The sequence below is a fragment of the Devosia litorisediminis genome, from assembly GCF_018334155.1.
GTDB classification, from domain to species: domain Bacteria; phylum Pseudomonadota; class Alphaproteobacteria; order Rhizobiales; family Devosiaceae; genus Devosia; species Devosia litorisediminis.
Window position 1 is genome coordinate 113,537 of sequence record NZ_JAGXTP010000002.1, and the last position, 12,119, is coordinate 125,655.

The following is a 12,119-nucleotide window of genomic DNA, read 5'->3' on the forward strand; positions in this document are numbered from 1 at the left end:
TGCTGGGGACTTTGCATGATTGGTCTGGTTCTGGTGACGCACGGTGCGCTCGCCAATGAATTCAAGGCGGCGCTAGAACATGTCGTCGGTCCGCAAGAGCATTGCGAGACCATCGCCATTGGTCCCGAAGACAATATGGAAGACCGCCGCAACGACATTCTTGCCGCTGTGGACAGCGCCGATGATGGCCAGGGCGTGATCATTCTGACCGACATGTTCGGCGGCACCCCATCCAACCTCGCTATTTCCGTCATGCAGAACCGCGAAGTTGAAGTCATCGCCGGGGTCAATCTGCCCATGTTGGTCAAGCTGGGCCGCGTACGCAACGACATGAGCATCAAGGATGCTGTGAACATGGCGCAGGAAGCCGGGCGCAAATACATCACGGTCGCCAACTCCATTCTGGGAGCCGACTGATCATGGTTGCTGCGGTGCTGGATCGGGGCATGTCGGGGAGAACCATCTGATGGATGCCAGCCGTGCCGTGGCCCAGCAGCTTACCATCGTCAATCGCAAGGGCCTTCATGCACGCGCCTCGGCTCGTTTCGTACGCACTGCCGAGTGTTTCGATGCCACCATCGCTGTCATCAAGGACGGCAATTCGGTTGCTGGCAACTCCATCATGGGGCTGATGATGCTCGGCGCCGGTCCCGGCAGCACTATTCTGGTGCAGGCCAGCGGCAAGCAGGCGCGCGAAGCACTCGAAGCGATTGTTGAACTGGTCAATAATGGCTTCGACGAAGACAGCGACGGCGCCCCGGAATAGTGCAACGACACTGCCGCGCCGCACGTTGACCATGAGCGGACACCGTCCGCTGCACCAGCAGGAGGGGTGGTCAGGTCATGCGGCGCATCATTGCCGGTATCGGCGGTATGGGTCTGGCGCTCACGCTGAGCCAGTTTCCTGAATATGCCCAGCAATATACGCAGCGTCTTGGCGGTGCCGTCGATGAACTCCGCGTCATCACGCAGGACTTCGATCGCGCTGCTGAGCTCGGTGGGCTAGATCGTACCCAGGCCCTGCAACGCTATGGCGCTTCGGCTGATGGGTTTCTGGCCGAGCGCGGCACCGCCATGGCCGCAACATTCGCCCGCTATGAACAGCTCAGCGCCACGTTGCAGCGCATTGAAAACGCCGACCCGATAACCCGTTTTCAGACGCTTCCAGCTTATCTCGACAGCGATATCGGTCGCCGCACGCTGGAAAATTATCAACCCGCCGTGCCCGTTACCATTGAAGGCGTGCTCTATGCGGGCGGCGGCTTCATGCTGGGTTATATGGTGCTTTCAGGGCTTTGGCGCTTCGTCACCATGCCCTTCCGGCGCCGGCGGCCCGTCTATCGCGTCCAGCGCTGAAAGGGGATATAAACTTATCTTTATATCTCCGGTTGATCCTGTGAGCCGCCTTGCGTATAGCTTTGCCAACGCTACACCTCCCGGAGTCCACCCATGACAAAATTCACCGATTACGCGGTTAGAGACATTTCGCTGGCCGATTACGGCCGCAAGGAACTCGACATCGCTGAAGTCGAAATGCCCGGCCTGATGGCTATCCGCGAGGAATATGCTGCGGCCCAGCCTCTCAAGGGCGCGCGCATTGCCGGCTCGCTGCACATGACCATCCAGACCGCCGTTCTCATCGAGACGCTGGTCGCGCTGGGCGCCGAAGTGCGCTGGGTCAGCTGCAACATCTTCTCGACCCAGGATCATGCTGCTGCAGCCATCGCCGCCGCCGGCATTCCCGTGTTCGCTCACAAGGGTGAAACGCTCGAAGAATATTGGGCTTTCACCGATCGCATGATGGACTGGTCCGATGGCCAGACCCCCAACATGATCCTCGATGATGGTGGCGACGCCACCATGTACATCCTCAATGGTGCCAAGGCCGAGATCGACCCCTCCTTCCTTGAAAAGCCCACCAATGAAGAAGAAGAAATCTTCTTTGCCACCATCAAGCGTCGTCTGGCCTCGAGCCCTGGCTTCTTCTCGCGCATCCGCGACGCCATCCGCGGCGTCTCCGAAGAGACCACCACGGGCGTGATGCGTCTGTATCAGCTGCACGCCAAGGGCGAGCTGCCGTTCCCTGCCATCAACGTCAATGACTCGGTAACCAAGTCCAAGTTCGACAATAAGTACGGCACCCGTGAATCCCTGGTCGATGCCATCCGTCGCGGCACCGATGTCATGCTGGCCGGCAAGGTCGCCATTGTTTGCGGCTTTGGCGATGTGGGTAAGGGCTCGGCAGAATCGCTGCGTGGCGCTGGCGCCCGCGTGCTGGTCACCGAAGTCGACCCGATCTGCGCCCTGCAGGCTGCCATGGAAGGCTTTGAGGTCGTGACCCTGGCCGATGCCGCTCATCGCGCCGACGTCGTTGTCACGGCCACTGGCAACCGCGACGTGCTCATGGTCGATGACATGCGCAAGCTCAAGGACATGGCCATCGTCTGCAATATCGGCCACTTCGACAACGAGATCGACGTGCTCGGCCTGCGCAACTTCAAGTGGACCAATGTGAAGCCACAGGTCGACCTGATTGAAAAGCCCGATGGCAAGCGCCTGCTGCTGCTCTCGGAAGGCCGTCTGGTCAATTTGGGCAATGCCACCGGTCATCCGAGCTTTGTGATGAGCGCTTCCTTCGCCAACCAGACCCTGGCCCAGATCGAACTGTGGACCAATGGCGAGAACCTCGAGAAGAAAGTGCACGTCCTGCCCAAGCATCTTGATGAGAAGGTTGCCGAGTTGCACCTGGCAAAGCTGGGCGCGACGCTGACCAAGCTGACCAAGACCCAGGCCGACTATATCGGCGTGAGCACCGAAGGCCCCTTCAAGTCGGGCGAATACCGCTACTAAGCGTTCCGCTCGAGCGATCCAACATGATGCCCGCAGCGTTGCGCTGCGGGCATTTTTTGTGCTTTTGGATGTTCCTGTTTCGTTTCAGGTCAAGCCCCGATATCGACAGTTTGCCTGCCATGCTTGGCCATTAAGACTCTTTTAGGCGATTCGACGGACCGCTATGGTCAGGGTGATTCGGCTGCTGGGGGACACGCAGCCGGTTCGGAGCTGGCAAAGATCTTTTTGGGTCGCGTATGCCGTTCTGTTTGAGTGACTGCGTACCGGCTCTTTGCGGCGCCGGCCTGGCAACCAACATCTTTGACCTAGAGGGCAGCGCATGGCGCCGGATCACTTCCGGAAGCATTGGGGATTCGCGGTAATCGCGGCAGCCCCTCTTACTCTGTTGACGGCGGTCCCCGCTCTCGCACAGGGAACCCAGGTGGCAAGCTTCGCCGGTGCAGCTCCAATCGCGATCGCCGCTGGCGCAGGGGCTTTTGCCCTGCTGTCCATGGCCGTCATCCGCACCATGCTGGCCGACGGCAAGGCCGCCCGTCAAAAGGCCGCCGAACAGATCGCCGGGCTGCGCGCCCTGGTCGACGAATATGAAGCCCTGCTCTCCGGCACCCGCGAAGTCACGGTCCTGTGGACAGATGATGGCGCGCCCAAACTGCTCGGACAGGCCGCCGCGGTGCTGCCCGTCGGGCGTCAGCCCGAAAGCGTACTCAATTTCCAGAGCTGGCTGCATGATGCCGATGCCGATCGGCTGGCGCGCCTGCTCGAAGACCTGCGCGTGCACGGACACGCCTTTGCCGTCAGTCTGAACGCGCTGGACGGGCGGCTGGTACGTGCCAATGGCTGGGTGCTCGGTGGCGGTACCGCCATGCGGCTACGCCCCGCCTTCATGCAGCCCGACACTGATCCCAATCTGACCGCCGCGGCTGTCGCCACCAGCGCCGATCTGACCAGCGTGCGCGCCATTCTCGCAACGCTCACCAAGCCGGCTTTTGCCCGCGATGGCCATGATCGCCTGATCTATGCCAACCGGCCTTATCTCGAACTGGCCCGCGCACTGGGCAAGACCGGCAGCGAAACCGCGCCACCTGAACTGCTCGATCCCGATCAGTTGCGCCAGCACCTGCAGGCCTGCGAGGCGGACGAAGAACCCGCTAAGCTCTCGGTCGCCTGGCGCGGCCAGGGCGCCTTCGAGCTGGTCGAATTCCCCGTTTCGGGCGGGCGCGCCGGCATGCTGCGTCCCATCGAGGATCAAGACGTTAATACCGGCGATGACGCCGTCGCGCACATCACCGGTATCATCGATACGCTGGCCACCCCGATTGCCATCTTCAATGCCAAGCGCGAGCTGATCCAGTTCAATCAGGCCTATGCCGGGCTGTGGGGCCTGTCCGAAAAGTTCCTGACGCTGGGCCTCGATGAGCGCGCCATTCTCGACAAGCTGCGCACCGAAGGCATGCTGCCCGCGCAGGTGAACTACCACAAATGGCGCGACGAGCATCTCAAGGCCTATAGCCGCACCGAACCGTTTGAAGACGAGCCCTGGCACCTGCCCGATGGCCGCACCATCAAGGTGATCTCGGCCCCCGCGGGCGCCACCGGTGGCGTGATCTACGTCTTTGACGACATCACCGAGCGCCTCAAGCTGGAATCGACCAACAAGGCCTTCTCCAATGTGCAGCGCGAGACCATCAACTCGCTCTCGGAGGCCGTGGCCGTGTTCGGCACCAATGGCCGGCTGACACTGTCCAATCCGCGCTTGTCCGCGCTGTGGAAACTGCCCACCAATGAGCTGGGCCAGAACCCCCATATCGACCAGATCGCCGAGGCCAGTGGCCGGGCCATTCCCGAAGATGGTGCCAGTATATGGCGTGATCTCAAGCGGGGGATTATCGATCTCAATCCGACCCGCTCGGACCAGACCGGGCGCATCAATCGCTCCGATGGCCGCCTGCTCGACTATGCCATCACGCGGCTGCCCGACGGGCAAACCATGATGACCTTTCTCGATGTCACCGAAAGCGCCAGCTACTCAAAAGTGCTCAAGGAGCGCAATGACGCCCTAGTCGCCGCCGACGTGCTCAAGGATGCCTTTGTCGAAAACGTCTCCTACGAACTGCGCTCACCCCTGACCAACATTATCGGCTTTGCCGAAATGCTGGCCAGCGATGCCGGCCCGCTCAATGAACGTCAGAAATCCTATATCGATTACATCCGCGCCTCTTCGGTGACGCTGGGTGTGCTGATCGACAATATTCTGGACCTCGCCTCGGTCGATGCCGGCATTGCCGAACTACGGCCCGAACAGCTCGACGTGCACAAGCTGGTCGAGAAGGCCCGCGCCGGTCTGTCGGCCAGCTTCCCCGAAATCTCGGGCGAAAAGCCGATCAATCTGGTGGTCGACATCGACCCCGCACTGCCCCCCTTCATTGCCGATGGCACCCGCATCGTGCAGGTGCTTTATAACCTGCTCTCCAACGCGGCACGCTTCTCCCCGCCCGGCGGCGAGATCAAGCTGACCATCGCCCATCGTGGCGAGCGCATGCTGTTTGTCATCGAGGATGAAGGCCCCGGCCTGACCGACGAGATGAAATCGGCCATCCTGACCCGGCTCGACAACCCCGGCGGCGGACGCCAGCGTGGGGCAGGGTTGGGGCTGGCCATCGTCAAGACCTTCGTCAACCTGCATGGCGGCACCATCAGCGCCGAGCGCCGCGAACCGCGCGGCTCCAAGATCATCGTCAACCTGCCGCGGGACAGCGCCATGGCCGCTGTTGCTGAATAATGCCCGGGCTGTTCCTGCCCGATGACGACGCCACCGCTGCGCTGGGCGCAGCCCTGGCCGAGGAACTCCAGCCCGGCGATGTCGTATTGCTTGAGGGCGATCTCGGCGCCGGCAAGACCGCGCTGGCGCGCGCCATTATCCGCGCGCTGGCAGGCGATCCGGCGCTTGATGTACCTTCACCCACCTTTGCGCTGGTGCAGCCCTATGACACGCCCAAGGCGCCCGTATTGCATGCCGATCTCTATCGGCTGGGCGATCCGCGCGAGGTCGACGAACTGGGGCTGAGCGACAATCCGGCCGCCATCGTGCTGGTGGAATGGGCCGAGCGCAGCCCTGAAATCACCGACGCTGCCACGCTGGTGGTCAGCCTTGCCATCCCGCCCGGCGGCGATGGTCGCAGCGCCACGCTGACCCACCGCTAGAGCGGCGAGGCCGCGCGCACATCGCCCATATCGGGCGCATCGACATGCCGATACAGCCCCTGAATGACGCCATAGGCGCCAAAAGCCGCCAGCCCCAGCGCGCCAAGGCCATAGAGCCAGGCGCCGAAGGGCAGGCGGCGCACATAATCGAGCGCGTCGGCCGTGCCGCCTGCCTGTTCAGCCGAAACGGTGAAGGCGGCGTAGAGCACAAAGCCGCCAATAATGGCAAACACCGCGCCGCGCGCCATCAGCCCGAAGGCGCAGATGCGATCCAGCCACGGCCCATGCCCGGAGGGCAGGCTCAGATGCTTGCGATAACCGCCCGTGGCGCCATACCAGAACTGCGCACCGGCAAAGCCGATCACCCCGGCGCCCACGGCGCCCAGCAGATAGGGCCCGAAGGGCTGCTGCAGCAACCAGGCCGAGGCGGTCTCCTCGCCATTGCCGCCACCCTCGCCGCCCCCCATGGCCAAGGCCATGCGGGCTGCGGTGAACATCAGGAACAGATTGGCCACTGCGCTGATCAACTGCCCCGCACGTGTCGCCCAGTCATTGAGGTCATGATCGCGATCATCGGCATTGAGCAGGCTCTGCGCCAGCTTCCACAGCACATAGCCCAGCAGCCCCACCGCCACCAGCGCCAGCAGTACCCGTCCGAAGGGCAGACCCAACAGGCTTGAGAGCGCATCCGAGGAGCCCTCGGCATCCTCGCCACCCCAGATGGCCGAGCTCAGCGCCAGCCCGCCCAGCAGCAGGTAAACGACGCCGCGCGCGATGTAGCCGGCGCGGGCAAGGGTCTCGAATGAATTATCCATGGTGACGCTCCTGTGTGCACAGCAACGAGACAGGACGCGCCTGCGTTCCCGCCAGCCGGTGCAAAGCCCGCGACAAAGCCCCGGCCCGCCGCGCTGGCGTCCGGTTTTCCCGAGGCGACGCTGCGTGGGCGAGGGCTTCCTCGCGCGGGTCGTCCGCAGCACAAAAGGTGAGGTCACGCCTCGCCCACACGCCGGGTGTGGCGCACCGCGCACGCATGGGGCGGGCTTATCATCAAGGATCGCCCATCGCCGCAAAGGCCCCTGTTTGCTGACGCTCCCCACCGCGCCTGGCGAGAGGGGAAGTCGGGCCCGTCAAGATCACGCAGCGCAACAGCACCGCATGGCGGTCATTTCAGCCCGCTGCCCACCCTTGGAACAGCAGACCCCATCCGGCACGGTCCGGCAGACGGCGACCCGTTCTGCCACCCGGCCCCCACTGGCATCACTCGTCATGATCGCGTCCTGCCAGCGGGATGGCGCCATTATGGGCGCGCGGGCGAGGGCGGGGATAAATCGGGGCAAATCCGTTCAAGCCGATGAACGCCGCGCCGCCATTTCTGACGGCCTTTTGGGGGCTGTATGAACGGATGTGGACGTTGATGAACGGATTTGCGCTGGCTGATTGGCTGTCTTGAGGCACCGCGACAGGGCTATCGGCTGACAGACTGTGCACATCGAGCGGCACTGGCGCGCGCAACAGGGCGCATGTCGCGGTGATCGCCCTGGTCCGGCGCGCGCGGAAAGATTTCAGCCCCGACGCACCACGCCACTCAGGACGACGCTTTCGGCCAGCGTGTTGGAGATGGTGCCATATTTGCGCACATTGGTGTGCAGCAATTCAAGCCGATGATCGCTCTCATCGGTGTCCACTACCAGCTCATAGGTGATGGCGGTCAGCTTGGGCGGGGCATCCTGGCGCTCGGCGCTCAGCGATACCGTTACGCTGGAAAACCCGAATTTCAGCGTCGGCGCCGAGCGTTCCACGCCCTTGATCATGCAGGCGGCCAGAGAGGCCAGCAGCAGCTCCACCGGATTGAGCGCATCGTCCCGCCCCGCCAGCGAAGTATCGAGCACCACCAACCCCTCACGCACCCCGGCATGACTGCCGTGCTCGTCATCGCGGCGGGCGGTGATGGTGTAGGTGCGCATGGTGTGGGTCTCCCGGATTGTTGGGGGAGTGTAACGGGGATTGCGGGGGCGGGCTTTGATTGAGCGCAAGTTTGGGGGCGTTGCGTTCACCGCAGTCGTCTCCCTCCCCCTTGTGGGGAGGGATCAAGGGTGGGGGTAGGCCGCACACGCAGAAATGCGGCAGCAAACCCCACCTCGCTCGATAACGGCGTTAGCCTTGGCCAACGCCTATCTCATTTCCCTCCCCACAAGGGGGAGGGAGACTCAGGCTGCGCGCCCGAAGCAGCGCTAGCCTCAGGGTCTTGTCAGAGGCCCCCACGTCCACCGCGCGTCACCCTCGGGCTTGACCCCAGGGCGTTGCACTTTCAAGCTTTGCCCATGGGCGGCTACACCTACATTCTCGCAGACATGCGCCGGGGGCGGACCTATATCGGCGTCACCAATGACTTGGTGCGCCGGGTCTATGAGCACCGCGAGGGGCTGGTGGAGGGCTATACCAAAAAGCGCAACATCAAGCGGCTGGTCTATTTCGAGAGCCACGACGACATTACCGACGCCATCGCCCGCGAAAAAACGCTCAAGCGCTGGTATCGGCACTGGAAGGACGCCCTGATCGAAGAGCACAATCCCGACTGGCGCGATCTTTGGGACGAGATCATCAAGTGAAGCCCTTCGGGTCAAGCCCGAGGGTGACGCGCGGTGGGGTGGCTGGTTTTGCGCAGGCGCAGAACTTGCCCGGGTGTGGCCGCCACTGCCGGGTGTGGAAGTGCGGCAGCGACGCGGACGCCAGCAATGCGCGCAAGCGTCTCCCCACCCCCGATCGTCACCCTCGGGCTCGACCCGAGGGCGTTGCACTTTCAAGCTTTGCCCTGGCGCCGGACGGACCGCGAGAATGCCGCTGCCAGGACGCGCTGATCGAACAGGGCAATCCCGACTGGCGCGATCTTTGGGACGAGATCATCAAGTGAAGACCCCTCGGGTCAAGCCCGAGGGTGACGGCCGGCTGCTAATGCGCCTCGTCCCAGTTCCCTGCCGCATTCGCATCAACCTGGATCGGCACGGTCAGCCGTACGGCGGGCTCCGCCGCGCCTTCCATCACGCGCTTGATCACCGGGATCGCGGCACTCTCGGTGCCCAGCGGCACTTCGAAGATCAACTCGTCATGCACCTGCAGCAGCATGTCGGCGTCGATCCTGGCCTTGTTCAGCTCGGGCTCCATGCGGATCATGGCGCGGCGGATGATGTCGGCGGCTGAGCCCTGGATCGGGGCGTTGATCGAGGCGCGTTCGACAAAGGCGCGTTCGCTTGGATTGTGCGACTTGGCATTGGGGAAGTTGATGCGGCGGCCAAAGATGGTGCTGACGTGGCCATCTTCCTTTACCTTGCGGCGCTGCTCTTCCATATAATCCTTGATGCCCGGGAAGCGCTCGAAATAGGTCTTGATGTAGTCCCCGGCCTCGCCGCGCCCAATGCCCAGCTGATTGGCCAGGCCAAAGGCCGAAATGCCGTAAATAATGCCGAAATTGATCGCCTTGGCGCGCCGGCGAATGTCGCTGGGCATGCCCTCGACGGGCACGCCGAACATCTCGCTGGCGGTCATGGCGTGAATATCGAGACCCTCTTCAAACGCATCCTTGAGCGCCTGGATATCGGCGATATGGGCCAGCACGCGCAATTCGATCTGGCTGTAATCGGCGCTGACCAGGATTTTGCCCGGCGCCGCGACGAAGGCGGACCGGATCTTGCGGCCATCCTCGGTGCGCACCGGAATGTTCTGCAGGTTCGGATCGTTTGAGCTCAGCCGTCCGGTCAGCACGGAATGCTGGGAATAGGTGGTGTGGACGCGCCCGGTGCGCTCATTGATGTAGGCGGGCAGGGCGTCGGTATAGGTGCTGCGCAGCTTGTTGAGCTGGCGCCAGTCGACAATGGTGCGCGCCAGCGGCACGCCCTTGAGCGCCAGATCCTCGAGCACATCGGCCCCGGTCGACCAGGCGCCGGTCTTGGTCTTGGTGCCGCCCTCAAGCCCCATCTTGTCGAACAGGATTTCGCCCAGCTGCTTGGGCGAGCCCAGATTGAACGTCTGCTCGGCCAGCTCATAGGCCTGCGCCTCAAAGGCGGCGGCGCGCTGGGCGAACTCGCCTGACAGGCGCGAGAGAATGGCGCGGTCGATATTGACGCCACGCCCCTCCATGCGCGCCAGCACCGGGGCGAGCGGGCGGTCGATGGTTTCGTACAGCGTGGTCATGTTTTCAGCGACCAGGCGTGGCTTGAGCACCTGCCACAGCCGCATGGTCATATCGGCATCTTCGGCGGCATAGCGCGCGCCGTCTTCGATTTTGACCTGGGCGAAGGTGATCTGCTTTTTGCCCGAGCCGATCAGGTCCTTGATCGACTGGCCGGCAAAGCCCAGCCAGTGTTCGCCCAATTCGCCCATGGTGTTGAACTGCGGGCCATCGAGCGCATAGCTGAGCAGCAGCGTGTCATCGACCGATTTCACCGCCACATCATAGCGCGCCAGAATGCCGATATCGTATTTGGCATTGTGGAAGATCTTGAGGATCGAGGGGTCGGCAAACAGCGGCTTGACCATGTCCAGCGCGAGCCGGATATCCATCTGCCCCTCGACCAGCCCGCCGCCGCCAAAAATATCGGCCTCGCCATCGGTATGGCCCAGCGGCAGATAGGCGCTCGTGCCCGGGGCGATGGAAAACGACAGCCCCACCAGATCGGCGGTCTGGTTGTCGAGCCCGGTGGTCTCGGTATCGGTGGCGACATGGCCCGTCATTTCAATGGCGTCGATCCAGCGCTGCAGCGCGGCGGCATCGCGGATGATCTCATAGTCTTCGGGCTTGAACGGGATGGCGCGCACGCGCGCATGCTCGGCCGCCGCATGGGCGACGGTGGCTGCATTGCTGCGCCCGGTCGCCTCATGCCGTGCTGCCCGGCTTTCCGCCCGAGCCGCATTGTCAAACCCCACCGCGCCCGGCACCGCGGTCGCGGCATATTCGGGATCGGCCTCGAAATCATCGGGATTGGCCTCAAGCTTGCCCGACAGCCGCTTGGTGATGGTGGCAAATTCCATCGCCTTGAGGAACGGGAACAGATTGGATGGCTCCATCGGTTGGCGGATCAGCGCGTCGATATCGAGTTCGACCGGCACGTCCTGGCTCAGCGTCACCAGACGCTTGGAGACCAGCGCCAGATCGGCATTGGCCTTGAGCTTTTCGCGGCGCGCGTTCTGCTTGATCTCGTCGGCATGCTCGAGCAGGTTTTCCACCGTGCCATAGGTATTGATCAGCTCGGCAGCGGTTTTCACGCCAATGCCGGGCACGCCGGGCACATTGTCCACGCTATCGCCGCACAGCGCCTGCACCTCGATCACCTTGTCCGGGGTGACGCCGAATTTCTTGAACACCTCATCCATGCCGATCCAGCGCAGCGGCGGCTGGCCGGGGCGGGCAATGGTGTCCAGCATGCGGATCGAGCCATCGGGTTCGATCAGTTGCATCATGTCCTTGTCGGACGAAACGATGGTGGCCTTGCCGCCCGCCTCGCGCGCCAGACGCGCATAGGTTGCGATGATGTCGTCGGCCTCCCAGCCCTCCATCTCGATCGAGGGGATCGAAAACGCGCGGGTGGCCGCCCGGGTCAGCGGAAACTGTGGCACCAGTTCAACCGGGGCGGGGGGACGCTGCGCCTTGTATTCGGTATAGATATCGTCGCGAAACGTCTTGCCCGAATGATCAAAGATCACCGCCATATGGGTGGGCGCGTCCTCGCCCTTGAGATCCTCGGTGAGCTTGTAGAGCATGCTGCAGAACCCCTGCACACAGCCCACGGGGAGCCCGTCCGACTTGCGGTTGAGCTGGGGCAGGGCATGGAAGGCGCGAAAAATATAAGCCGAGCCGTCGACGAGCAGCAGATGCATATCAAGCGATTCCGAAGGTGAGATCGCGCTGACTTTAGGCCAGATCGCCGCCCGCCAAAAGGGTCGCGCGGCGGGAACCGGGGCACAACCTTGCGCGTTAGCGACAATTGCCGTTGTCGGCGACAAATGGCATGTTGCGACAACGCATTTGAGCCGTTTTTGCGCGCTATGGGCAGCGCGCGCGACGCGTGGAGGGC

10 protein-coding genes are annotated in these 12,119 nt (G+C 63.1%); 7 read left to right on the forward strand and 3 right to left on the reverse strand.

Annotated features, from left to right (window positions below; all coding sequences use genetic code 11):
• Positions 1-15 precede the first annotated feature (15 nt).
• The 6 genes from KD146_RS13355 to tsaE all read left to right on the forward strand — a co-directional run bounded on the left by KD146_RS13355 (position 16) and on the right by tsaE (position 6,051).
• Positions 16-417, forward strand: coding sequence for a PTS sugar transporter subunit IIA (locus KD146_RS13355; protein ID WP_212659327.1), 402 nt, complete (start codon positions 16-18; stop codon positions 415-417).
• A gap of 49 nt (positions 418-466) precedes the next feature.
• Positions 467-766, forward strand: a complete 300-nt coding sequence (locus KD146_RS13360; protein ID WP_212659328.1) for an HPr family phosphocarrier protein — start codon at positions 467-469, stop codon at positions 764-766.
• Positions 767-843: 77 nt separating this feature from the next.
• Positions 844-1,356, forward strand: a complete 513-nt coding sequence (locus KD146_RS13365) for a DUF2937 family protein (protein ID WP_212659329.1) — start codon at positions 844-846, stop codon at positions 1,354-1,356.
• Between the two features lie 93 nt (positions 1,357-1,449).
• Entirely contained in the window at positions 1,450-2,850 is a 1,401-nt protein-coding gene (ahcY, locus tag KD146_RS13370) for an adenosylhomocysteinase (protein WP_212659330.1), read from the forward strand.
• A 421-nt stretch (positions 2,851-3,271) separates the two neighbouring features.
• A complete protein-coding gene (locus tag KD146_RS13375; protein WP_212659331.1) occupies positions 3,272-5,629 on the forward strand; it encodes a sensor histidine kinase in 2,358 nt (785 codons plus the stop codon).
• Positions 5,629-6,051, forward strand: coding sequence for a tRNA (adenosine(37)-N6)-threonylcarbamoyltransferase complex ATPase subunit type 1 TsaE (gene tsaE, locus KD146_RS13380; protein WP_212659332.1), 423 nt, complete (start codon positions 5,629-5,631; stop codon positions 6,049-6,051). The genes KD146_RS13375 and tsaE overlap by 1 nt, the downstream gene beginning before the upstream one ends.
• On the opposite strand, the gene KD146_RS13385 is transcribed toward tsaE, so the two are convergent.
• On the reverse strand, positions 6,048-6,866 hold the full coding sequence (locus KD146_RS13385; RefSeq protein ID WP_212659333.1) for a DUF1206 domain-containing protein: 819 nt from the start codon (positions 6,864-6,866) through the stop codon (positions 6,048-6,050). The two genes, tsaE and KD146_RS13385, sit on opposite strands and share 4 nt — an antisense overlap.
• Before the next feature lie 747 nt (positions 6,867-7,613).
• Positions 7,614-8,015, reverse strand: a complete 402-nt coding sequence (locus KD146_RS13390; protein WP_212659334.1) for an OsmC family protein — start codon at positions 8,013-8,015, stop codon at positions 7,614-7,616.
• A 357-nt stretch (positions 8,016-8,372) separates the two neighbouring features.
• Between KD146_RS13390 and KD146_RS13395 the strand changes: the two genes are divergently transcribed.
• Positions 8,373-8,660, forward strand: coding sequence for a GIY-YIG nuclease family protein (locus tag KD146_RS13395; RefSeq protein WP_212659335.1), 288 nt, complete (start codon positions 8,373-8,375; stop codon positions 8,658-8,660).
• A gap of 340 nt (positions 8,661-9,000) precedes the next feature.
• Here the strand turns inward: KD146_RS13395 and polA are convergent, their stop codons facing one another.
• The gene (gene polA / locus KD146_RS13400) at positions 9,001-11,922 is read right to left on the reverse strand and encodes a DNA polymerase I (RefSeq protein WP_212659336.1); all 2,922 of its coding nucleotides are present in this window, start codon (positions 11,920-11,922) and stop codon (positions 9,001-9,003) included.
• Positions 11,923-12,119 lie beyond the last annotated feature (197 nt).